The sequence below is a fragment of the Butyricimonas paravirosa genome, assembly GCF_032878955.1.
Classification (GTDB): Bacteria; Bacteroidota; Bacteroidia; order Bacteroidales; family Marinifilaceae; genus Butyricimonas; species Butyricimonas paravirosa.
On record NZ_CP043839.1, the window covers coordinates 1,251,804 to 1,277,142 of the forward strand.

At 43.7% G+C, this 25,339-nt stretch carries 19 protein-coding genes and 1 tRNA gene; 10 read left to right on the forward strand and 10 right to left on the reverse strand.

The window, feature by feature from the left end; all coding sequences use genetic code 11:
• The first annotated feature begins 126 nt into the window (after positions 1 to 126).
• The gene (hcp, locus tag F1644_RS05345) at positions 127 to 1,770 is read left to right on the forward strand and encodes a hydroxylamine reductase (RefSeq protein ID WP_087422233.1); all 1,644 of its coding nucleotides are present in this window, start codon (positions 127 to 129) and stop codon (positions 1,768 to 1,770) included.
• Between the two features lie 182 nt (positions 1,771 to 1,952).
• On the opposite strand, the gene F1644_RS05350 is transcribed toward hcp, so the two are convergent.
• From F1644_RS05350 to F1644_RS05385, 8 genes are all read right to left on the reverse strand, one after another.
• On the reverse strand, positions 1,953 to 2,357 hold the full coding sequence (locus F1644_RS05350) for a hypothetical protein (RefSeq protein WP_087422022.1): 405 nt from the start codon (positions 2,355 to 2,357) through the stop codon (positions 1,953 to 1,955).
• A 129-nt stretch (positions 2,358 to 2,486) separates the two neighbouring features.
• Positions 2,487 to 3,359, reverse strand: a complete 873-nt coding sequence (locus F1644_RS05355; RefSeq protein WP_118305476.1) for a ChaN family lipoprotein — start codon at positions 3,357 to 3,359, stop codon at positions 2,487 to 2,489.
• A 36-nt stretch (positions 3,360 to 3,395) separates the two neighbouring features.
• Positions 3,396 to 6,227, reverse strand: a complete 2,832-nt coding sequence (locus tag F1644_RS05360) for a M16 family metallopeptidase (protein WP_118305477.1) — start codon at positions 6,225 to 6,227, stop codon at positions 3,396 to 3,398.
• A 4-nt stretch (positions 6,228 to 6,231) separates the two neighbouring features.
• Positions 6,232 to 7,455 carry a DUF4929 family protein gene (locus F1644_RS05365; protein WP_118305478.1) on the reverse strand — a complete coding sequence of 408 codons (1,224 nt, stop codon included), beginning with the start codon at positions 7,453 to 7,455 and terminating at the stop codon, positions 6,232 to 6,234.
• 30 nt (positions 7,456 to 7,485) lie between these two features.
• Positions 7,486 to 8,865 carry a RagB/SusD family nutrient uptake outer membrane protein gene (locus F1644_RS05370; RefSeq protein WP_118305479.1) on the reverse strand — a complete coding sequence of 460 codons (1,380 nt, stop codon included), beginning with the start codon at positions 8,863 to 8,865 and terminating at the stop codon, positions 7,486 to 7,488.
• A 10-nt stretch (positions 8,866 to 8,875) separates the two neighbouring features.
• Positions 8,876 to 12,190 carry a SusC/RagA family TonB-linked outer membrane protein gene (locus F1644_RS05375; protein ID WP_168044561.1) on the reverse strand — a complete coding sequence of 1,105 codons (3,315 nt, stop codon included), beginning with the start codon at positions 12,188 to 12,190 and terminating at the stop codon, positions 8,876 to 8,878.
• Positions 12,191 to 12,204: 14 nt separating this feature from the next.
• Positions 12,205 to 13,380 carry a FecR family protein gene (locus F1644_RS05380; protein ID WP_158572043.1) on the reverse strand — a complete coding sequence of 392 codons (1,176 nt, stop codon included), beginning with the start codon at positions 13,378 to 13,380 and terminating at the stop codon, positions 12,205 to 12,207.
• Between the two features lie 154 nt (positions 13,381 to 13,534).
• On the reverse strand, positions 13,535 to 14,098 hold the full coding sequence (locus tag F1644_RS05385) for a sigma-70 family RNA polymerase sigma factor (RefSeq protein ID WP_087422015.1): 564 nt from the start codon (positions 14,096 to 14,098) through the stop codon (positions 13,535 to 13,537).
• Between the two features lie 100 nt (positions 14,099 to 14,198).
• Here F1644_RS05385 and F1644_RS05390 point away from each other — a divergent pair, with 100 nt between their 5' ends.
• On the forward strand, positions 14,199 to 14,849 hold the full coding sequence (locus tag F1644_RS05390) for an AlbA family DNA-binding domain-containing protein (protein ID WP_087422014.1): 651 nt from the start codon (positions 14,199 to 14,201) through the stop codon (positions 14,847 to 14,849).
• 7 nt (positions 14,850 to 14,856) lie between these two features.
• On the opposite strand, the gene lpxB is transcribed toward F1644_RS05390, so the two are convergent.
• The gene (gene lpxB / locus F1644_RS05395) at positions 14,857 to 15,993 is read right to left on the reverse strand and encodes a lipid-A-disaccharide synthase (RefSeq protein WP_118305481.1); all 1,137 of its coding nucleotides are present in this window, start codon (positions 15,991 to 15,993) and stop codon (positions 14,857 to 14,859) included.
• Positions 15,994 to 16,245: 252 nt separating this feature from the next.
• Between lpxB and F1644_RS05400 the strand changes: the two genes are divergently transcribed.
• The 8 genes from F1644_RS05400 (at position 16,246) to F1644_RS05435 (ending at position 22,541) form a co-directional block, all read left to right on the forward strand.
• Positions 16,246 to 17,139, forward strand: coding sequence for a helix-turn-helix domain-containing protein (locus F1644_RS05400; protein ID WP_087422232.1), 894 nt, complete (start codon positions 16,246 to 16,248; stop codon positions 17,137 to 17,139).
• 149 nt (positions 17,140 to 17,288) lie between these two features.
• Positions 17,289 to 17,492 carry a DUF3791 domain-containing protein gene (locus F1644_RS05405; RefSeq protein WP_262891438.1) on the forward strand — a complete coding sequence of 68 codons (204 nt, stop codon included), beginning with the start codon at positions 17,289 to 17,291 and terminating at the stop codon, positions 17,490 to 17,492.
• Entirely contained in the window at positions 17,489 to 17,746 is a 258-nt protein-coding gene (locus F1644_RS05410) for a hypothetical protein (RefSeq protein ID WP_229128368.1), read from the forward strand. The genes F1644_RS05405 and F1644_RS05410 overlap by 4 nt, the downstream gene beginning before the upstream one ends.
• Positions 17,747 to 17,794: 48 nt before the next feature.
• Positions 17,795 to 19,075: a tRNA (N(6)-L-threonylcarbamoyladenosine(37)-C(2))-methylthiotransferase MtaB gene (mtaB, locus tag F1644_RS05415; RefSeq protein WP_118305483.1), complete on the forward strand. Its 1,281-nt coding sequence runs from the start codon at positions 17,795 to 17,797 to the stop codon at positions 19,073 to 19,075.
• 106 nt (positions 19,076 to 19,181) lie between these two features.
• Complete coding sequence (locus F1644_RS05420; protein ID WP_118305484.1) at positions 19,182 to 20,198, forward strand: GDP-mannose 4,6-dehydratase; 1,017 nt, start codon at positions 19,182 to 19,184, stop codon at positions 20,196 to 20,198.
• Entirely contained in the window at positions 20,195 to 21,016 is an 822-nt protein-coding gene (locus F1644_RS05425; RefSeq protein WP_118305485.1) for an EFR1 family ferrodoxin, read from the forward strand. The genes F1644_RS05420 and F1644_RS05425 overlap by 4 nt, the downstream gene beginning before the upstream one ends.
• 61 nt (positions 21,017 to 21,077) lie before the next feature.
• Positions 21,078 to 22,421 carry a Na+/H+ antiporter NhaA gene (gene nhaA / locus F1644_RS05430; RefSeq protein ID WP_118305486.1) on the forward strand — a complete coding sequence of 448 codons (1,344 nt, stop codon included), beginning with the start codon at positions 21,078 to 21,080 and terminating at the stop codon, positions 22,419 to 22,421.
• Positions 22,422 to 22,456: 35 nt separating this feature from the next.
• Positions 22,457 to 22,541 (forward strand) — tRNA-Ser (locus F1644_RS05435).
• A gap of 160 nt (positions 22,542 to 22,701) precedes the next feature.
• Here F1644_RS05435 and F1644_RS05440 read toward each other — a convergent pair.
• Complete coding sequence (locus tag F1644_RS05440) at positions 22,702 to 25,317, reverse strand: UvrD-helicase domain-containing protein (protein ID WP_117853852.1); 2,616 nt, start codon at positions 25,315 to 25,317, stop codon at positions 22,702 to 22,704.
• Positions 25,318 to 25,339 lie beyond the last annotated feature (22 nt).

The window sequence follows — 25,339 nt, forward strand, 5'->3', positions numbered from 1 at the left end:
GTATAAATTATTGAAAATTAAATTCACGTTTGTAATTTATATTACAACTATTGTTTTATCGCACCCGTACATTCGCGACAAACAATTAAAGAAATTATTTATCAAACACACTAGACCATGGAAAAAATGTTTTGTTATCAATGCCAAGAAACAGCAAAAGGAACCGGATGCACGGTCCGCGGCGTATGCGGAAAGACATCGGATGTAGCCAATTTACAGGACTTACTACTATTTATCCTAAAGGGAATCGCACACTACCGGGTACAACTCCGAGCCCTCGATGCCGTTGACCACTCGGCAGATCGCTTTATTCTCGATGGCTTGTTCATGACCATCACGAACGCAAACTTCGACAAGCAACGTTTCGTGGAAAAAATCAAAGAGGCTATCAAATTACGGGAACAACTGAAACAGGCCTTTCTCGACAAAGGCGGGAAACCCGAAAAGATCACGTTCGAGGGAGCCTTCTGGACAGCCAACACGTTGGAAGAAATGGAATCGAAAGCCGGATTCGTGGGAGTTCTCTCCACCGAAAACGAGGACATCCGTTCTTTGAGAGAGATGCTCACCTACGGGATGAAGGGAATGGCTGCTTACACGGAACACGCCTATAATCTCGGACACGAGAACCCGTCCATCTACGAATTCATTGACCGGGGACTAGTAGCCACCACGCTCCCTCTCTCTGCCGACCAACTCGTGCAGATGGTTCTTGAATGTGGTAAAAATGGCGTTGATGCCATGGCCTTGCTTGATAAAGCCAACACGGACACTTACGGTAACCCGGAAATCACGAAAGTGGACATCGGCGTGCGGAAAAATCCCGGTATCCTAATCAGCGGTCACGACCTGCGAGACCTGTACGAACTTTTGGAACAGACGGAAGGTACGGGTGTGGACGTCTACACCCACAGCGAGATGCTACCCGCACACTACTACCCGGCATTCAAGAAATACAAACACTTCGCCGGAAACTACGGTAACTCGTGGTGGAGACAAGTGTATGAATTCCAACATTTCAACGGCCCGATGCTATTTACCACGAACTGCATCGTTCCCCCGCATCCGGACGCAAATTACAAGGACCGGGTGTACACGACCGGATCGGCAGGTTTCCCCGGGTTCAAGCATATCGAGCGCAAGCCCGGACAACCGAAAGATTTCAGTGAAATCATCGAACACGCTAAAAGATGCCCGGCACCGGAGGCCATCGAAACCGGAAGTATCATTGGAGGATTCGCCCACAACCAAGTGTTCGCACTGGCAGACAAAGTCGTGGAAGCCGTGAAGTCCGGGGCTATCCGCAAATTCTTCGTTATGGCAGGATGCGACGGCCGGATGAAAGGTCGGGAATATTACACCGAGTTCGCCCAGAAACTCCCGAAAGACACGGTGATCCTTACCGCGGGATGTGCCAAGTACCGTTACAACAAACTACCCCTTGGGGATATTAACGGTATTCCGAGAGTACTGGACGCCGGACAATGTAACGATAGCTACTCGCTGGCAGTTATTGCCTTGAAACTGAAGGAAATTTTCGGGGTAAAAGACATTAATGAATTACCTATCGTTTACAACATCGCTTGGTACGAGCAGAAAGCTGTCATCGTGTTGTTAGCCTTGCTCTATCTCGGAGTGAAGAACATTCACCTCGGACCGACCTTACCCGGATTCCTTTCTCCAAACGTGGCGAAAGTACTCGTGGAAAAATTCGGTATTGCCGGGATCACAACCGCAGATGATGATTTGAAATTCTTTTTGGAAAATTAATCCACACGACCTGATTTAAAGAAGTATCAAAAGTTTATAAGGTTTATAAAGTTCATAAGGTAACGGAAGTCCTTCGGATCGGGTTCATCGGTAGCAAAGCTACCGTAGAGAAAATGCCCGCTAGGCTCAACGGACTTTATGAACTTTCAGAACCAAAGGTTCAACTTTACAAACTTTATAAACTAGAGGGTGTGCCAAAAGGCTTTTGACACGCCCTCAAAATTATCTGCATAAAAGTCAACCAGACTGACCATTGTCGAACAATCTTTTCGCTGATGAGCCGATAACTCATCCACACGGGATGCGCAATAACAAGCCACCTCCCAGAAACGGGGGGAGCGCTTATTCTCGTTCTCCCGACAACACGTGAGGGCACGCTCGTAAGCATCAAGAGCCTCCTCGTCCCGGCAAACCTCCCGGCAAAAATCACCCATACGGATCAATTCCCGGATCTTTTCCTGCATCCGTTCGCTATCAAGAACCGCCGTCTTGTAAGCCTTGATTGCCGCATCAATACCCAAGGGATTCAGATGAACCTGCCCCCGACTCGCCGCCGCCACTCGCCTTTTTTCTTTTATTCTTCCCATGCACCAATTACTTTGATTAGACACTCTCACACCCATAAAAAAAGAGACACAAACCAGCATCCCTCCCGGATGTATATGGATTCATGTCTCACTTTCTAGTACAAAGATAGGAAGAATTTTCGAAATATCCTAATATGTCATGGTCATATCAGTTGGAACACAGATATAAAAATCCGCACGTCCTTCATTTTCTTCCCCTAATTTTTTTATATCATCCTGCCGCACAGAGCATACGGTTGCAATCTTCAAACCGGGACGATATTTATTCAGATAGGTGATGATGCCTTTCTTAAAATCCGAATGATAGTTCCCATTCAGATGTACAAATTTGGACTTCAAATTCTGGGCAATAAACCATCCCATCGTGGCATCTTTCAATGCTTGAGCTTTAGCTACATTCTCCGGATCGGTATGTTTTCCCGAAGTCATCATCATCAAACCAAACATCCCGGCGGCCTCTTCATCTGGCTCGTAATCAATCGGCAGGGGTGCGATATATTTTTTAGCCTCTCCCGATAATTTCTCCAAAGCCTCAAATCCCCCGTTTTTCACCATATTAGCATATCGCCGGGGTACGTTCGTCGCAACCACCCGTAACCCGTGTTCACGTCCTAACCCGACAACAGGTGCATAATCTGTCAGATAATTGGGCCACAACCGGGCCTCCTCTTCAAAACGATCGGAAGAAATCAACCGTTCAATATATTCATCTACAATCAACTGGTTATCCGCCTCCAGCATTTCCAACCCGATTGTCAATTTGTCTTTATGGGCAGCGTGCAAGTCCTTCACCATCTCGTATTCCAACCAGTGGGCTATGGCACAATTATGAACCTCACCGATAAACACGACATCCTGCGCCTTCAGCACTTTCATCATCTCTTTATATTCGATTTCCTTTCCCTTCGCATCAAACAAACGGTAAGCTTTCTTTTCCTGTCCTTTACCATAGTTGGTTAAACCCAACAACATTACTAGTAAAATAGTCAAACAACTCCTCATATTATATCATTTATTCCGTTACTACTTGAAAATATTTTATTTCGATTCTTTGCCCTGCATTAACAAAACACCACATCTCTCCATATTCAGATACTTCCGACAGGCATCTTTCAGATCTGCCGGGGTGATCGAATACAGAATCTCCTCGTAACGTGCCAGATCGTCCAACGTCTCTCCATCCCGCAAAGCACCCATCAAATACTTCTTCCACTCTGCGGTAGCGTAATCATTTACCACCTCACGCCGAGTCACGACAAAGGAGCGTTGCAATGCAGCTAATTCACTCTCTTCCACTTCATTCTCCTGTACATCCCGGATAATTTCCTTCAACAGCTGATCCACCTTCTCCATATTTTTAGTATCCACCGAGGCATTAATATCAAAATAATATCCGGCCTGCGGTAATCCTTTGTAATATAAAAGCATATATGGAGAATACAGCAAAGACTCTTGTTCCCGTAACACGCTCAGCAAGCGATTGCGAACAACATCCCTCACTAATTTCAGCATCAAAGAATTGCGTAATCCTGCCTCGTAGTTCCCATAATAGAGATAATCAAAAATAGTCTGTCCTTCATTCTCATTCGGGAATATCTCCCGGAAACCTCCTTTCGGGTAATCAAACTCCGGCAATACCCAGTTATTAACTTTTTCTTGCGCAGGAAACATACCGAGAACAGCGACCAAATCACGTTCCACCTCGTTCATATCAAAATTCCCGCAAACGACACACACTAATCCATTGGGATTTGTGTACAACTGCCTGTAAAAGTCAGCAATGTCGTCCAGATTCAGCGCCTCTATTTCTTCCCGACTCTCGGCCATTTTTCCAGTTGCCAAGGAATTACCCATTAACTGATCTATTCGTGCCGCCATCTGTCTGTCCGGCGCACTTTTCAACATCTTCGACAACATCGTTTCCTGTCCCACATTTGCCAACATATCTTGTTTGGCATCTTCAAAATCTTCATACCGCTTTTCCGGATAAAAACACTTTTCATACACCAGATGGCATAATTCAGTAACCTTGTCTGCCGGAGCCATGGCAATCCACCCATGCCAATAAGGTTCGAACGTTACGGAAAAAGCCATTTCCTCCTGTGCCAACATTTCACAATACGAGTCATAATCCATCTTCTCGATTCCCCCCATCTCCATATAACCTGCCACGCCTTCCAACAAGGGGTAATTCTCGGGAGTCAGTATCGAGGCTCCTCCCCTAGCAAAAGCGGTTAACGTGATTTGTCGATCCTCATCTTTCGTCCGTTTCAAAATAATCCGTGCGCCATTCATCAGACAAATTTCTTTCACGTCCAGCCCATCAATCATGCGTTCCGAAACAATCAACTGCCGGGAAGGCGTAAACTTACGTACTAAAAATTCAGGCACATCCACTTCCTCCTGTTCTTCCTCTTCCACCACCACATACTCGTACACGCCACGAGAGACTTTTTCTCCCTCCTCCCAAGAGTCCTGAATTTCTTTTTCCGTCAACTTTTCTCCTTTCAACGGGTTATAATGATAGGCTGCACGCACGTGAGATAAACACCCAAACCACTTACCCGCCAAGGTCTGTAATTCCTTACTTTCAATTGCGCGTATTTGAGTGGCGAGCCAACCATTATGTAAGGTATCCGTCACGTAACGCTCGCCCGAAATTGCCAAGTCTGCAAAATCCTCACACCATTGTTCGGAACTCTTAACGGTATAGAGCTTTCCTAATTGCTTTATGGCATTTTCTTTTAACCGAGCCAATTCCGGTTCACAAAATCCTTGTTCGCGAATTTGTTTCAAGGTACTCACGACCTCCACGATTTTTTCCTTTATCTCGGTTCCATGCTCCCCGTCGATGGAAAACACCAGATGGTCTTTGTCACTCAGATACCAGTTGTCGGACAACGAAACCCGTAAATCTTGTGCCTTAAAGCGGGCATTGACAGCCGACACCAACACACTCTCTTTTATCTTTTTCAGACGGTCACCGTAAGTTGATTGCACGGTAGTAACTTTTGGTAATATTAACTCTAATGTCGAACGACTAATCAACGTATCCTGCATTTCCTGGTAAGCCACCTTCTCTTTGTACCCCAAAGGATATTCCTTGTACCCGGTTGTTTTTACCGCAGGAATCCCTTCAAACAATTCTTTGATCTTTTCCTCCATCTCCCCGACATTCAAATCTCCAACCACGACAATCGTGGCCAGCTCGGGCACATACCATTTCCGATAGAAGTTTTCCAGCTTCTCCGCGGTCATACTCTTTATCTCTTCCGGGGTTCCCAAAGGCATTCGTTCACTATAACGGGTTCCCCCGACTTTCACATCGTAAAAAGGATCACCCGTATCATACCCGCGGGCCTCTTCCAATATCACCCCTTTTTCCCTTTCAACTTGTTCCGGACGTATTTGAATGCCCGTCAACCAATCTTTCAATATCAACAATCCCCGATCCAGATCTTCCGGTCGGTCTGTCGGAATGGAAAACATATAAATTGTACGGTCAAATCCGGTAAAAGCATTAATCCCAAATCCATACTTCACTCCCAACGACTCAAGAAATTCAACGATTCCCTTATTCGGGAAATGTTCAGTCCCGTTGAAAGCCATGTGCTCAAGGAAGTGTGCCACACCACCTTCCTTCTCGGTCTGCAAGATCGAGCCGGCACGCAGGATCAAACGGAATTCAACCTTATGCCCCGGCATATCATTTTGTTTAATAACATAATGCAATCCATTCGGTAACTGTTTGTACACGGTACCTTCCGGTAACGCAATCAATTCATTTGCAGGAACACGTTTCTGTCCTTCCACTATCGAAAAAAACATTCCTAGCAAACATACGGTAAATAGGCATTTCAATATATTCATACGACTACTCAGATAAAGTGTATTCTACTCTAATAATGCTGTATCCTCCGGCATTATAATGATCAAAATTAAACTGGAACGTCAACTTATTACCTGTCAATATTCCCTGGGGTTCGATCCAATTACCATCTTCCCAGTAATCTTCATCTATTCCCGAATAGAACAGATATTGGGTAGGATCGAGAGTGGCTCCATACTCCACATATTCTTGTGCAAGTTCATTATCTCCAGCATCCAGAATCTCTTTCAAACGATTCCATGCAGAATAATCATAAGCAAAAGGAACAATGGTTATCAATTCTGTTTCATCCCATATATCAGGTCTTTCCCCCAGAAACGCCACATTTGATACACCACTTTGGGGAAAATCAACACGGATATTATCCAACGTCATCTCAAAAGTTTCCAAAGTTGTTTTAGAAAGCCCGATTAATTCCATCATTGCCATATAAGGATTTACCATCCCCTCTCCAGGATCATAATACCAAAACATATCATTTTCAACCGTCTCCTTACGCAACATATCATACATAAACTCGGTCAAACCCATCGGATTATTCGTCATTTTAAGTATCGGTTGTTCAGCCGTTGCGTCTTCACTCAACGTAATCACGGTCTTTCCGGTATACACCTTCTTCATCCCGTTAATTAAAGATTCCAAGCCATCCGTAGGTGGTACCTCCACGCTCACCCTTACCGGGATCACTCCTATCCACTTACTCAAATCCAACCCTTTCGCCTTGTACCCTTCCAGCAATGCCTGTTGTTCTTCGGTTAAATCCTCGGCCTCCATATAAGGTTTCACGACAACACGCAACACCTCCTCCACTTTCCCCATATCCGCTTCCGGCAATGGATATTTTACTCCTATTTCCAAATATACCTTATCCTCCACACCCTCCTTATCATTTGAGATAATTTCAAAATCCACACTCTTTTCTCCCGCCGGAATGGTCACAACGGCAGGATTCACGGTCACCAAGTTTTCCACCCCTTCCGTTAGGTATTTCACGTCAATTTCCAGAGACACGTCTTTATCATAGGCACGTATCAACATTAACGTCGCCTTCAAAGGCTCATTGTCCATTGCCAATATTACCGGATCTCCCTCTGTTCTGATATATATCGAATTCTTCCCCATATATTCTCTCTCGTCCGATTCCGAACAACCGGAAAAAGCGGCGATCAACAATAAAAGCATGATTTGCAATTTTCCCATGGTACTCATAACTAAACTTTTATAATTTATACCTATACTTCACACAGCCAAAACCGGCCATCCTTCATTCTGTTTGACCAACGTGTTATACCTATATTCACTTGCCGGAATCGGTAAGGTCCAACGATAGTCGTCTGACTTAATCGTAGCCGACACTTGTTTACCATACACACCGTAGCGTTTGGCCGGAATAGCACACCGTTTCATATCAAAAAAACGGACTCCTTCACCCACAAATTCTTTTTTACGTTCCTCCAGAATTTTATTTATTAACTCATTACCCGATAATTCCGTATTCCACGCAGTAGCACCCCGTTGTTCCATCATCCGGTTCATCAGACTCACGGCATCACCACTTCGGTCTGAACGAGCTAAAGCCTCCGCACGCATCAGCCACATTCCGGCAACCCGTGCCATGTTCACGTATTTACTCGCAATCTCGTCCCGGTTCATTTTATTATATTTCCCCAGTAAACGAACTTCACGAGCATCCGGCATCACAAACTCCACCTCCGACCATTCTTTCCGAATGTCCCCATCCTCAAATAGTACCTCATCCGTCAGTACCAAATAATCCCCCTTGTCGAAGGTTTCAAAACGAATCTCTTCATAAATCTGGGACAATTGATATTTTGCGAAAATCCGAGCCACCGAGCCATTGCCACTCCAAAGTGCCTCGTACGCTCCGGCTCCTAACATCGTTTCCGGATACACGGTTTCCAAATCTTCCGTCTGTTCCAATACGGCGGAATAATTACCCGCATACAACTCTAATTCGACCTGTAAATAAGCAATACTCTTATCGGATAGCCAATGTACATTCTTCATTGTATTTTTCTCACTTTTAGCCTCTTTAAGTAATTTCCGAATTTCCTCCACGCAAGCTTTCATGGATGAACGAGGCAAAAAGTCAAGCTCCACCCGGTCTTTCAAAATAATCCCGTCCTTCGACTCATTCCCCTCATAACGAGGAGCAAACAGGCGTAACAAATCAAAGTAACACCATGCCTTCAACCCCTTGGCCTCACAAATAATCCTCTCCTTTTCCTCCACTTCGGTATCATTCAACGTGATCACCCCATCCATCCGGGCCAACAAAGCATTCACCTCAGCCACCACCATGTAATATTCGGTCCATAACGTTCCCGCCAAATCCGTCATTTCAACCTCCCTCCAGTCATACAGATTTTTCAACGTGGCATCCCGGTCTAAATGTTGGGTGGGACAAAAATCATCCGATAGAACCGAGTACTCGAACAAGTGTTGAGGCAATCCCTCGTAAGCAGATGCCAGCAACGAACGAGCCGACAAAACATCCGTTATTGCATCCGGATCGGAAAACTGATCTTCCAACGGTATATTAAGTGAGCAACCTCCCATCAGGAAGCCAACCACACAAATTATTATCCTCCAATTCATATCTTATATATTAAAAACTTACACTCAAATTCAACGTAAATACCGGTTGTTGCGTCCCCACTAACGAACCGGATTCTGGGTCTGACTCCTTGTAACGGGTCAAGGTAAATAGATTGGATGCCTGAAAAGCAACCGACGCGTATTGAATCACATTCTTTGTCTTCTCGATCAACCAATAAGGCAATCTATATCTCAATGACAAGGAAGACATTCGCAAATAATCACTACTTCCCACGGTACGGCTGTTAGCATACAATTTCAGATTATCCACGGCTGCCGAGGAATAATAGGGACGATGGTAAATCTTATTTTCATCTCCTTCTTGAAACCACATATTCTCTACCTGCCCTTTGATCGCATTATAATTAGCATCGCTTACCTCTCGCACGTATGAAAAACTGTACGCCTTCTTGCCTCCGAACACGAAGTAAAAATCCACATCCAGATCAAAGTTACCATAGGACACCGAGTAAAAAAAGCTACCGGAATAAGGCGGGGTGGAATGTCCCAAGGCAACCATATCCTCTCGTGTCAGTTTTTCCGTCGCGGCAATCTCTTGTCCATCAGCTCCCCGAAATACCGGAAGCCCCGTCATCGGATTAATCCCTAATGACACGGGACCATATATCATATCATACGATTTTCCAACCTCAAAACTAGGAACCATATCATACTCTGACGTGTACAGGCAGTCCGTGTGATACAAATCCACGACCTTATTCTGATTGTAGGCAAGATTCAAACGCCCGGACATCCGCCAGTTGTTCCGGTCCACTACTTTTACATACAATTCACCCTCGACACCGCTATTTTCCAGAATACCGATATTCCGTTTCAACGTAGTAAACCCGTTCGAGGCCGGGATAGGTACATCCAGCAAAGCATCTTTTGTACGACGGCGATACCATCCGGCATTCAGCGTCACCCGATTCCATAATCCCAGGGAAATTCCCGCATCAATATCAATGGTCTGTTCCGGTTTTAAATCGGCATTATACAACCCCATCAATGACAACAACTGATCGTCCCCATACGAATCCTCGGAATATTGAAACGTAGCCACTGCCGACGAAGGAGAGACGCCCTGTAAACTTGCCGTGCAACCGTAGGATGCTCTTAATTTCAACTCAGTCAATACCCCATTATCCTGCAAAAAAGGATAATTCTTCAACGACCATCCGGCTCCGACTGCCCAAGCGGAATTCCAACGTTTATCACTAGGTAATATGGAAGATGCATCACTCTTATATGTTCCGAACAAATCATAGATATTATTCCAGGAATATCCGGCTAAAACTCCTATACCGAGCTGAGCCGTCTTCTCATTCTTTGAAGTGAATGATGGTTTCCGGTTACCCTCTATTGATTGATTTACACCTGATGCGGACTGCATCTTCTTAGTCAATCCATAACCTGTAATTCCCAAATTATCATAGCGATCGGAATAAAAGTCAAAATTCGCTCCCAAAGTCAAATCATGTTTTCCAAATGCCCGATTATAAGTCACACGTACATTCGAAGACAGATTCATAGTAGTATTTTTATCTTTTGTCAATTTTCCCCGTTCCCGCTCCGGAATACCGCTTGTAATTTCAGAATACGCAGTCGGAGGCGTAATTCCCAGTTTCTCCGACAACACGTAATCAATACCTGCGACGGCAGCAATCTCCAACCCTTCGATTCCCCGAAAGTTTATACTTCCTGAAACACCGGCCCGTTTATCTGATGATTCTTCACTATATTGGTTGAACAAATCTGCGTACGTTCTTCCCGGAAAGGAAACCAACTCCGAGTTCACATCTTTCGTTTCATAAGGATTCAACTGATACACTAAATCCGTCGGAGAATAACTCGTACCATTCGGCGTGTTCGTGAGGGAATACCCGCCATTGACACTCAAAGATGCATACAACTTTGGGGTTATCTCCTGATCCACGCTCAACCGTGCCGTTACCCGCTTAATATCGTTTCCGGGAATACGCCCTCCCTGTTGCGAATAATTCAAAGAGGCATAAAAACTGGTTTGTTCCGTTCCCCCTCTCGCACTCAAATTATGTTCCTGATAGAAATTATTACGCAATAACTCTTTGAACCAGTCCGTATTAATACGTGACAAGGAATCCAGTATTTGCTGCCCTCTGGCAATTAAACTCTGCAAATTCGGATCATTCGCATGATATTTCCGATAGTAATCTTCACTGTATCGATACCCCGGAGTTGCTGTATTTTCCAGTCGACGTTCTAATTCCAGCTTTTCTCTCGAATCCATCATATCTACCCCCCGACGTCCCCGAAAAGTCACACCCCCACTGAAACTATAATTATATACCATTTTCCCGGCCGTACCTCGTTGGGAGGTGATTTCCAGCACCCCGTTTGCCGCCTTGATTCCATACAGCGCACAAGCCGCAGCATCTTTCAACACTTTAATCTCCTTTATATCATTGGGATTCAAAGTTAAAAAAGCATCTGATGAAATCACTTGACCATCCAGAACATACAAAGGTTCGTTTGCCGCATCTCCCGCCCGCAAAGAAGACGTTCCGCGAATACGAATTTCCGGTTTACTACCCAAATCTCCTTTGTTGGTCACAATTAATCCCGGAGCCATACCTTGTAGGGCAAGCGCTATATCCAACACGGGTTTATTGTTCATGCGCCGGACATCCACTTCATTCACCACCCCCGTTTTAGCCCGCACATCAATCTCGTTAATATTTGCCCGGGCCCTTACCTGTACTTCGTCCATCTCGTTATAACTATCCTTCAACACGACATTCATAAAACGATCGCCCGTATATTTAATCTCTTTTGTCTTTTTACCGATAAAGGTAAACACGACCTCCATACCCATCACGTCAGGTACGACCAATGAATAATTCCCGTCTATTCCTGTCACGGTACCCACCGTTGTTCCTTTGATAAAAACATTTACTCCCGGTAATGCTGCCCCCTCTTCATCATTCACCTGTCCTTGGATCTTGACCGTTTTGGAAGCCGCCTCCGGAGTTCCTTTTGCATATAATATAACTGTCTTGTCCTTTATTTTATAGGTAAGATCTGAACCCTTCAAGGCAATATTCAACACAGAATCCAACGTAACTTCTTTCACCTGAATAGTCATTTTCTTCAAGTTCATAACCATTGCATTGTTAAAGAAAAAGGTGTAATCTGACTGTTTCTTGATTTGGTCTGTCAACTGGGCAAATGAACCATTCTTCAAATTAATTGTTAGTTTTTTCTGTTGGGCAAACACACTCCCCCAAAACATAAACACGAACAACAAGCCCCATAAAATACGCCTGAAAACATACTTACCTTTCATAGTTCCTAATTTTTTCAATGTACAATAATACTTTGTCCTTCTATCGTGAAATGCACGTCACTCGTAAGCTCGATGATCTCCAACACCTCGTTCAAATCTTCATATTTCTTTACATCACCGGTAAATACAATATCTTTCGCCTCTTCTCGGTAGAATTCGACTTTCACATCATACCACCGTGCCAGATTACGCATCAGATCCTCCAGACGCATATCTTTAAAGACCAAACGTCCCGATCTCCAAGCAGTAAACAATGCTGTCTCCACCTTGTATTTTTCCATTCCTTTCCCCCCGGTCAAACAAACCTGTTCGCCCGGCACCATTCTCACCTTTTCTCCTTTATCCATAGATTCTACCTCTACCACACCTTCCTCCAAAGTTGTCCACGTTTTGCCCTCTTCCGCGTAAGCACACACATCAAAAGAAGTTCCCAACACGCTCACTTTAGCCTGCACGGTTTCTACCACAAAAGGACGACTTATATCACGAGCGACCTCGAAATAAGCCTCTCCTTCCAAAATCACCTTACGAATCCCGCTTGCAAATACCACCGGATATTTCAATCGTGTCGCTGCATTCAACCACACTTTGGTCCCATCCTCTAAAGTCATAAAATACTCTCCTCCCCGCGGAACCTCCAACATATGAAATGCATCTTGCACGCCCGCACCCGACAGCGATTTGCCATCATAACTGATCCGCCCGGAATCCGCACTAATCTTCATTCCCCCGTCCTCTATACTTCTTTCTCCCCAATCCAGGACCTGCCTTTCTCCCGACGACAAGACTAATACGGCTTGAGATTTCCCAGCTTTCACCGTTATCGGTTCCTCCGTCTTCTCTTCTTTTATGTCCTCCTTGGAAAGTAACGCAACCGCAATTCCCAATGGAACGATAAACATAGCCGCGTACTTCATCCATGTAATCTTTATCCTTCTACGCCTTGCAGATAGTTTATCCTGTCTCACTTTTCTAAATTTTTCCCATGCCCTCATATAATCCAAACGCTCGTATACTTCCGCCTTACGCTCCATCAGCTCGGTCGAACTCCACAGAGCAAACAACTCCCGATGGCGCTCGTCCTCCGTCAACCATTTTTCCAACTCCTGCAATTCCCCTTCTTCCAAACAATCACCTAAAGACTTGGAAATAAACTCTGATATTCTAAGTGCATTTTCTTCCTTATCCATAAACAAATAAATTTTCTTTTCTTCCGTTTCTAACATTCATTTGCCCAGAAACACTTCAGAAAACAAAACGGGGGGATAAGAATTAAAAAAAATTAAAATTCGATCACAAACGTATTACAAATGTTTGGTCGCAGAAATACCTTAAACCGGGTATTTACGAGAAAAGAATACCTATAAATATTGAGTATATGCCACCTTTTAATTTATTATACAATCTCTTTTTACCGTCCTTTTTATACTCTTTTGCCGTTTCCAGAGAAATTCCCATTAACTCCGCCACTTCTGAGATTTTATACCCTTTTAACGTCAACGACATAACTTTTCCGCATTGCGGTGGCAACTGTTCTATGGTAGTTAAAATTCGTGCAAACACATCCTCTTCCATCATTCGCTCTAAAAACACCTCTTGATTCTCCCCCTCTTCCAACATTTTCATTTCATATTGTCTTCTGATCTTTAAATGACGTAAATAATTCAAGGATTTGTTTCTCACTCCCGTATATAAATATACTTTCAGCGCAATCCGATTATCAAACGCCATCTCTTTATCAAGCAGCGATATAAAGAACTCCTGCACAATATCTTTTGCAACCTCTTCATTCCCCACATACTTCCCCGCAAACAAAACCAATGGAACATAATAATAGTGATAGAGTAACTCGTACGCCTTCTCTTTCCCTTGGTGCAAATAATCCAATAACAGGTCACGCTGATCCATAACTTAAAATTATTTGACAAAGATAACTTAAAATTTCTTTAAACAAAGAACATACAATCCGATTGCAATATCTTTGCAATCGGAGAAAAACAACCAGACTATGATTCAAACAAAAGCCGACTACATACACGCCCGAATTGCAGAGGGAGAACACCAGCAACAGGATTTCAAATTCGAGATTTCCGATGCCCGCAAGATCGCTAAATCCCTTTCCGCATTCTCCAACACCGACGGGGGACGATTACTCGTAGGAGTAAAGGATAACGGCAAGATTGCCGGGGTTCGCTCGGAAGAGGAGATTTACATGATCGAGGCTGCCGCAAAACTTTACTGCAAACCGCAAATAGATTGTGAAATGCACGTCCACACCGTGGAAGGACGTACTGTTCTCGAAGTCATTGTTCCACCGGGAGAACAGAAACCCTATTGTGCCAAGGATCACGATAACCGCTGGTGGGCCTACATCCGGGTTCGGGATGAAAACATACTTGCCACCCCCGTACATATCAAAGTATGGCAACAAGCCGGAACCCCGAAAGGAGTATTCGTACATTACACGGAAACAGAACAAATGTTACTGGATTACCTTTCTTCACACGACTCAATCACCCTGAACCAGTACTGCCGTATGGCAAAAATATCCCGTCCCAAGGCAGAAAACACGCTAGCCAAATTCATCCGGTTTGAACTCGTCGAACCGTATTTTGACGGGCAGCGTTTCCTTTTCAGACAAAACGAAAAGAGTTCATGATTTCAACTCACTCACGGAACTGGGATAACTCGTCAATCATCATTCGGGCAAATCGTTCGGATGCCCCGGCATCACCCAATTTCTCGTTCACCTCATCATACCCGTCCAACATCTGATGTCGTTTCCCTCCTTCCGGAAGGATTGCCGAGAGTTCCCGCAACAGGTTCTTCTCGTTCAATTTCTGCATCAATAATTCGGTCACCACTTCTCGCCCGGCAATCAGGTTGACCAACGAAATATATTTCACTTTAACAAAGGTCTTAAACAGGAAATAACTCAACGCCCCCCCTTCCCCGCTGTAACAAACCACTTGAGGTGTCCGCAAGATCGCAGTTTCCAGCGTGGCCGTTCCTGACGTGACCAAAGCTGCACGAGCCTGTCGTACCAACCGGTAGGTCTGCCCGTAAATTATCCGAACCTTCACGTCTTGCAAATAAGGTGCATAATCCTCGTCACTCATTGACGGGGCTCCCGCTATCACGAACTCATGATCGGGAAAATGTTTTACCATAGTCAGCATCTTCGGCAACACGTGTTTCAATTCCTGCGAACGACTGCCTGCCACCAAAGCGATGATCGGTTTACCGGACAAGCCATTTACCTGCACGAACTCATTAAATGTTTCGTTCTTGAAAGGACGGTCGTGAATAGCATCCACCAACGGATTTCCGGCATACTGCACGGGATAATCATACCGGGCATAAAAATCTACTTCAAACGGGAAAATCACGAACATACGATCCACCAACCGCTTGATCTTCTTCACCCGTCCCGTGTTCCAAGCCCAGATTTTCGGGGAAATATAATAGAACACGGGAATATTCGCATCCTTGATAAATTTAGCCACCCGGAGATTAAAACCACCGTAATCCACAAGAATCACGACATCCGGCTGCCATACCAGAATATCCTGGTGACAAGCGTCGATATTTGCCTTAATCTTGTCCAGATTTTTCAAGACTGTCAGGAAACCCATGATGGCCGTGTCCTTGTAATGACGAACAATCTCACATCCGGCCTCCCGCATCAAATCACCTCCCCACCCGCGGACCTTTGCATCCAGGTCAAACTTTCTCAATCCCTTAATCAGATTAGAGGCGTGCAAATCGCCCGATGCCTCTCCCGCAATAACGTAGTATTTCATTGGCTTTTTTCTATTCTTTGGGCAAAGATAGAAAAAGATTTTTCATTTTATACCTCCCAACCGGCATGTACTGAAATCGAGGGGAAATTCAGATCGCCCACGAATATCACTTACCTCATTGACAAGCAACGATATTACCTGAATCACTGAATTTACCCGAATACTTACCCCGATCACGGTTTCACTCACGGGAAGTACACGGGATCACGAAAAAAGATGTATTTTTGTTGTAGAATCAATCAAATGAAAAACATGGACGAAATACTGAAAATAGACACGATCGAACAATATAATAACTTGTTTGGTTTTCAAACACTACACCCACTAGTGAGTTTGGTTGACTTCGACGCTCCCGAACGCCAAGAAAACTACCGGATGACCATCGGTTTCTATGGTATTTTCCTAAAAGAAACCAAGGGCTGCGTGATCAACTACGGGAAAAGCAACTACGATTACGACGACGAAACTGTCGTCAGTTTTGCCCCCGGACAGACAGTAGGTTTTACCCGGATTGAAGGAGTTCCTCCTAAATCCATCGGTTTGCTGTTCCACCCGGATTTCATACGTGGTACGTCATTAGGGCAAAAAATCAAGAAATACACGTTTTTTTCTTACGAGGCAAACGAGGCTCTCCACCTTTCAGTAGAGGAGCGCTTGGTCGTAACCAATTGCCTGTCTATCGTACGTTCGGAATTACAACACGCCATCGATAAACACACGAAAGGACTGATCTGCACGAACATCGAGCTACTTTTGGACTATTGTATGCGTTTTTACGAACGGCAGTTCATCACCCGGCAAAACATGAATCTGGATGTACTAAGCCGATTCGAAAGATTGATTGATGACTACCTCGATTCTGATCTTGTGGAAAAAAACGGTGTTCCCTCCGTACAATATTTCGCCGACAAGATTTGCCTGTCTCCCAATTATTTCGGTGATCTGGTAAAAAAAGAAACGGGAAAATCGGCAAAAGAATATATCCAGTTAAAAATGCTCGATGTAGCCAAGGAATATTTGTTGCATCCCGAAAAGAGCATCACGCAAGTTGCTTACAAACTGGGATTTCAATACCCACAACACTTCGTTCGTTTTTTCAAAAGGTACGAAGGCATTACCCCCAGTCAATACCGGGTTAGCAGTTGATAATACCTTTACAAGAACTGATCACGAATATAAAACTCCAATTTCCATGCTCTCATTCATTATAAATTTTTTATTTTTGCAATTAGATGAACACATGATAAGAACTGATTTTGGGAGAACGATATTATTATGGATAAAAAAAATTAGATATAGCCTATTTCCTTTCATTTTGTATTGAACAATACAAAATGAAACAAGAATTATCTGGTGAAGAGGCGATTAGCTTGTTCGAAAAATATAACGTCTTATCATACTTATCGGATAACTTTGAAGTATTACATACACAAAGTCAACAATGGCTGATGGAAGAAATCAAAGAATACATTACCAAACAAAAGAAGGCAAATCAATGAAACTATACCATGGTAGTTTAGATAAAGATATTCTAATGAACCGGGAAATTACAGACAAAAATCTTTACTTGTTACTGCCTTCCAAAGTCAGCCTTTTTGTACAACTGTATATAAAAGAACATGGCGGTTCTATCATAGATGCCATTCGACAATTTTATCACTCCAATACTTACAAGGCGCTAGAGAAAGAGAACACCAAATTATGGCATTATGGTTCCGTAGCTTTATACGAGGAATTCATGGATAAGAAATGAAAAAACTCTATCTTTGCCCCTCGCTAGCAAATTTAAAGTAGATCGCATATGAACATTGTAGGGAAGAGAGTGGCATACATCACATTAGGATGCAAGTTGAATTTCTCCGAAACCTCCACGATCAAGCACAGCCTTGAACAAGAAGGAGCCGTGACTGTGGGAGAAAAAGATGGTGCAGATATATTCGTGATTAACACATGTAGCGTCACGGATATTGCTGAGAAAAAAGGACGGCAGATGATCCGGAAAATCATCCACCGAAACCCCGGAGCCTACATTGTTGTGGTTGGTTGTTATGCCCAACTCAGAGCGCGAGAAATCATGGACATTGAAGGTGTCCACCTGGTACTCAACGCACGAGACAAGTTCAACGTGGCCCACTATTTGAACCACCTCGAAGAACAGGAACGGCACGAACCACATTCTTGCGATATTTTCGGGGTTAAAAACTTCGATCTTGCTTACTCGTACGGGGACAGAACCCGGTGTTTCCTGAAAATTCAAGACGGATGCGACTATTTCTGTTCTTACTGTACAATTCCCTTCGCTCGCGGACGTAGCCGCAGTGCTGCCATTCAAGACGTGATCAAGGCAGCCCGTGACGTGGCATCCAAGGGTATCAAGGAAATCATTCTCACGGGAGTAAACACGGGAGATTTCGGGAGAGAGACAGGGGAAACATTCCTCGACTTGATACGGACTCTGGATGAGCTGGAAGAAATCCAGCGTTTCCGGATCTCCTCCATCGAACCCAACCTACTGACAGATAACATCATTCATTTCGTGGCCTCCTCCCGGCGTTTCATGCCACACTTCCACGTACCTCTTCAATCCGGAAGTAACGAAGTGTTACACTTAATGAGGCGACGCTACGAACGAGAACTTTTTGCCGAGAAAGTGCAGGAAATCAAGACACTTATTCCCGATGCCTTTATCGGGGTGGACGTGATTGCCGGAATGCGCGGAGAAACACCGGAGGCCTTCGAAGATGCCCGCCAATTCATTGCCGGACTGGATGTTTCCCAGTTACACGTGTTCCCTTATTCGGAACGTTCCGGAACAAAAGCACTGGACATCCCGTATATAGTCCCGCAAGCGGAAAAGCATCGTCGGGTGAACGTACTCCTAGACATTTCCGAACAGAAGTTGCACGATTTCTACACGGCACACGTGGGACAAACCCGTCCGGTGCTGTTTGAAGAAAGCGACATTGCCGGATCAATCGGCGGATTCACGGACAACTACATCCGGGTGGAAGTCCCCTATGACCCTTCCCTCGCGAACCGGATCGTGCCCGTGGAGCTAAAAACCGACATTTTCGGCTCGTAAATGCCGGACTTCACGCGGCATAAACCTCCGGAAGAATACAAACTTTACGGAGTAATTTTATATTTTTGTTGCTGTAAAAATTGTATTTAATAAAAAACAAGGTATTATGAATGTCTTAGTTACTGGAACAGCGGGGTTTATCGGTTTTTATCTTGTTCAGAAATTACTGGATGCAGGACACACCGTTTATGGAATCGATTCTATCAACCATTATTACGATGTTGCCTTGAAACACGACCGCCTGCACGCCTGTGGCATAGACCATCCCGTTCCCGACAAAGAAATCGTATCTTCCCTGAACACGAATTACACGTTCTGCCAGTTGGACCTGTGTGACGCCGAGGCCATTCATAAATTATTCACCACACATGCTTTCGACTGCGTGGTGAACCTTGCCGCACAAGCCGGAGTACGGTATAGCTTGAAACACCCGGAAAGTTACGTGCAAAGTAACGTGATGGGATTCATTAATTTACTGGAATCCTGTAAAAAGACGAACTGTAAGAAATTCATATACGCCTCGTCCTCTTCCGTCTACGGGAACAATCAATCCGTTCCTTTCAAGGAGACGGACACCGTGGATCACCCGATCAGCATTTACGCTGCCACGAAAAAGAGTGACGAGTTGATGGCAAATGCCTACGCTCATCTCTACGGCATACAAACCATCGGTTTACGATTTTTCACGGTATACGGTCCCTTCGGGCGTCCGGATATGGCTCCCATGCTTTTTGCCAACGCCATTCAACATGACGAGGTGATTCGCATTTTTAATAACGGGAATCTCTCCAGAGATTTCACCTATATCGAAGACATCGTGACAGGAATCGAGAAAATCGTGTCAACACCTGGAATCCTGCGGGAAGATGTACCCGGCACCCCCGCCACGATATACAATATCGGACATGGTACCCCCATCCAGCTTATGGACTTCGTCCACTTGCTGGAAAAGAACCTAGGAAAAGAGGCCCGTAAAGAGTTTGTCGGGATGCAACCGGGAGACGTTTACCAAACATGGGCCGATACTACCCGCTTGCAGGAAGACTACGGGTATACCCCGCAAATATCACTCGAAACAGGAATTACCCGCTTTGCCGAATGGTTCAAATCATATAACAAATGACAATAATCAACAAGATCCGGGCCGTGTACTTCAGCCCGACAGGGACAACCCGCAAGATTGTAACCGCCACGGCCAAGGGCCTTTCAAGGGCATTAAAAACCGATCTCGAAGAATACGATTTTACCTTACCCAAGGCAAGGACACAAGCCTTGCGATTCATGGACTCCGATCTCGTGGTGTTTGGCACCCCGGTATACGCCGGGCGAGTTCCAAACGTACTGTTACCCTACTTGAACACGATGCAAGGCAACGGGGCTTTAGCCGTTCCAGTCGTGCTGTTCGGAAACCGGGATTACGACGATGCGCTAATCGAATTACGAGACATTCTTGAAAACAACGGACTCCACACGATAGCTGCAGGGGCATTCGTGGGTGAACACTCTTTCTCCCGGATACTGGCAAAAGACAGGCCGGACATGAAAGACATGGATATAGTGGATGAATTCGTTCGCAAAATCTGTGAAAAACACAAGACAGACACGCTATCACACCCCATTCCGGTTTCCGGAACCCCATATCCCTACCGAGGATATTACACACCTCGTGACCGACAAGGCACCCCGGTAGACATCCGTAAAGTGAAACCGCTTACCAACGACCGTTGTAATGACTGCAAGCATTGCGCAAAAGTATGCCCCATGGGATCTATTAGCTATGAAAATGTAAGAGAATTTACAGGAATCTGTATCAAATGTGGGGCGTGTATCAAGAAATGCCCCAAACAAGCAAAATATTATGAAGACGCGGGATATTTATATCACCAGCACGAATTGGAAGAAGGATTGACCCGACGTGCAGAAAACACCCTTTTTATTTGAAAATTTGTACAACTTTTATTAAATTTGCAGCACACAACATAGTCAACCAATAAACAGGACAATGGTCAAAGAAATATTTAAATTCTCCATTAGAAGACTGATTCAAACGAAAATAAATGGAGGGATAGTTCTCTTATTCGTGGCCCTTGCCGCCATGCTTATCGCTAATTCCCCTTTACAGGAATATTACAATATTTTACTTTCTAAAAACATCACACTCACGATCGGAAGTTTCAATCTCTTTGATCGTCATGATGGCAATCCAATGACATTGCTGGATTTCATTAACGACGCCCTCATGGCTATCTTTTTCTTCTCGGTAGGATTAGAGATCAAACGGGAACTACTTGTTGGGGAACTCTCCTCTCCCCGGAAAGCCTTACTTCCGGTTGTGGCAGCCTGCGGGGGCATGATCATCCCGGTCCTGCTTTTCTGGCTGATCAGTCCATCCGGTCCTGCCATGCGGGGAGCTGCCATACCCATGGCAACGGACATCGCTTTTTCTCTAGGCGTTCTCTCACTCCTAGGCAAGAAAGTCCCCTTGAGCCTAAAGATATTCCTCACCGCCTTTGCCGTCGTGGATGATATCGGTGGGATTATCATTATCGCTCTGTTTTACAGTTCGCATCTGGTCGTGGAGTATTTAATTGCTGCCATAATTATTGTTGCACTCCTATATATCGGCGGACGACAGGGGATTCATAACAAATTGTTTTTCATATTCTTCGGAATCGTCGTTTGGTGCTTGTTCATTAATGCCGGAATCCATCCCACAATTGCGGGAGTCATCGTGGCATTTACAGTACCGGCTCGTCCGAAACTACACATATACAAGTACGTGAACAGCATCCGGGAAAGCTTGAAAAGACTACCGGAGAATTCAAATGACATCATATTAAGTAACTCGGAACTTTCCATATTGAAAAATATCGAATCTGCCTCGGATAAAGTAGTTAGTCCCCTGCAAGCCATGGATGACGATCTGCGTACCCTTGTGAATTACGTGGTAATGCCCCTTTTCGCATTCGCTAATGCCAGTATCTCATTCGAAGGATTCACGCTTGCCTCTTTAGAAGGCGTATCAGTAACGATTTTTGTTTCCCTTGTACTCGGAAAACTCATCGGCATCTTCTCGTTCACCTACGTCTTTATAAAATGCGGCTGGTTAACTATGCCGGACAAAATGGATATGCACTCCCTTTTCGGAGTATCCTTATTAGGAGGAATCGGATTTACCGTGTCTCTGTTTATCGCTACTCTTTCCTACACGGGAATGGGCGCAGAAGGAGCCATTTTATTGAATCAGGCAAAAATCGGCATCATCGGAGGCTCCCTGTTTGCTGGAGTTTGCGGTTATTTCTACTTGAAATATGCCTTGAATAAAAAAACTCAAAAATCGCTTTGAAAGTCAAATAAAGTCCTTATATTTGCATCCGCATTGGAGAGGTGGCAGAGTGGTCGATTGCGGCGGTCTTGAAAACCGTTGTACTGCGAGGTACCGGGGGTTCGAATCCCTCCCTCTCCGCAATAAATGCTGAAAATCAGTAAATTACAAAACAAACACCCAATTTTACACCCAAGAATGTAAAGTTGGGTGTTTTTGTATTATTTAAGATTATACCCTTAATAAGGACACACCCCAATGTTATTGGTGGTATAATTGCAAAAAGTTATTTAAAGCATTGTTATTGATTAAGTTTATTCAATCGCATAACGATTGACGTTTGACTTCTGCCCATTTTGTTTGCAATATATTTGACGCTCTTTCCCTCATTATGCAGTTTCAATAGAAATTGGTCTGCACTTCTTGTCCATCTCTTATTGGCATTGGGGTGCTTCACATAGCTATCTTCTGAAACCTTTTCAGGATGCAAAAATTCATCCACAAATACAGAGGGAAAACGCTTGTCATATAGCACAAGAGTTTTCATCTTTGCTCTTGTTATTGCTACATAAAACAATCTACGTTCTTCTCCATATGGGAATTGGTCGCTTTTAGTTAGTACATAGTTAAGCACAGGGTCGTCACTAACAAGAGACGGGAAGCCATAAGTATCCTTGTTACATTGCAATAGTATTACATAATCTGCTTCAAGACCTTTTGACTTATGTACGGTCAAAAACTCTATTTTTTGTCCTCCTATCACATAGTAGAATCTATTACCCTCCTTTATAGATTGATACATAAAGGAGAGGTAGTAATCATCAAAAGAATAACGCCCTAATAGGAATATTGATTTATCCGATGGAATAGAAGCCACAAGTTGCCCTATCGTATTGCAGTAATCTCGTCTATCGTAAGCATAGAATTCCAACTCAGTTCTCATTTCAGAACTGAACGAATGGATATTCTTTTGTATTTGGGCTTTATTGCGTTGTATGAAGTTCGAAGACAAAGAAACCAAAGGTTCTCCAAATCTGTATGTCGTTTCAATCTTGTTTATCTCCGTTGTTCCAAAATATTCGGGGAATTGATTGAATAGAGCCATATCACTTCCCGAAAAACGATAAATAGACTGCCAATCATCACCCACACAATACAACTTTGCAGGAGGATTCCCTTCTCGCAATACTTTCAAGAAATTGTAACGGTCAACTGAAATATCTTGAAACTCATCCACTATGATATAATCATATTCAACAGGGTGTGAAGTACGACATATCTCAGTGGCTTGAAGAATAGCATCGGTAAAATCAATTTGGTTACTATCGCTTAACGCATTTATGTAGCGTTCATATACAGGTTGAAATATATTCTTGATGATAAACACACTTCGTTCATCATCTGCATTTTTGGCTTGTTTCAAAACCTCTTTAACTGATTTACAACTTGATTTTACCAATGTAACGAAAGTAACAACAAGTCGTATAAACGCCTTTTCCTGCTTGCTGCCTTTGGGTAGTACTAAATCGTATAACTCCTCATCGGTTTTTTCTTGAATTGGTACACCTGCTTCAGCTAATAGTTTACGGAGTTTATCCCTAATATCAGAATAATGGAAATCTGCACTTGATGTCACTAAAAGTTGTGTACCAAATTTCTCGTGAGCCGCTTTTTTCCAAGTTATACCATCATTGTATTTCTGATTGGCTTCTTCGTAGGTTATACCCTTGTCTTTTGCGAACCAAGCAGGAACAAGCCCGTGTTCATCAACTCCGAAATGTTCAAGATAGATGCGTTTGGTTACTCCTCCTTGCTTAAAATATATTGAGAAGTCGGGACGATATTGTGAGTGCATCTCATCTGCTAATTGATGTTCGTATGGTTCTTCATATCTGAATTTCACTCCCAGCGAGGACAAAGCAAAACATATTTTTTGTTCTTGTTCACTTCTCACATATATGGCTCTGCCGTCCATATCGGGGAACATCGCCTTTAGCTGCACATTCTTTTGCTCTGATAATTGCTCTCGTCTTTCATTCTTGCGTTGTTCCCAATCGGCTTCATTCGTTTGGTAATCAATAAAGTATTCTACTATACTTTTCTTGAAAGACGATTTATCTAACAATTTGTGATATATATCAACAAACAATGAATCTGTATTGTCGCAAATCGATGGTTTTGTGCCTGTTGTTTTGCCTATAATATCAATGGCTAACTTATGGAATGTGTAACCTTTCAATCCATTGGTCGCCATTCTTTCGGTTAGTTCGGCTGCTGCTTTGTTGGTATAACTGATAAGTAAAATTCTTTCAGGTGCTATACCCTTGATTTCGGTGAGATATTTAACCTTACCGACAATTGAAGAGGTTTTACCACTACCTGCACTGCTGACTACTAAACAATTATCCTCTTCTGAAACAATTGAGCGTCTTTGTTGCTTGTCTAATGGGTATTTTAGGCAATGGTCGAAAAAGTCCCTGTGCGTGTCAAGTAGAAAGGTTATAACACCATCATTATGTTGTTTTACAAGTTTGTTGATTCTTCCAAAGTCGTTAATGAATTTGGATATGGTTTCTGATGGAGTGATGTTAAAGGCTTCAAGTTTCTTCAGAAGTGAATATGCCTCTTGGAAATGTACCTTATAATGATTGATGAAATCTTTTTCTTGCGTTGCGGAGATTACCCTGCCATAAAAGCCATTATTTAAGTCTGAGGGAATATCTATAAACGTCCCCTCATTAAGAGCCGATAATCTCTCTCTTGCTTGCTCATAATTTGATTTCTCGCTATATGCAGATATATGGTTTAGCTTTTCTGCAAGCTCTTTGGATTTGTTTTTTAGGCGTGTTCGTACCATCGCTATTACAATAACCGAAATAGCAATTATACAAATAACCAAAATAAACGCCCATTGCATATTAAAAAAATAGCAGTTAATA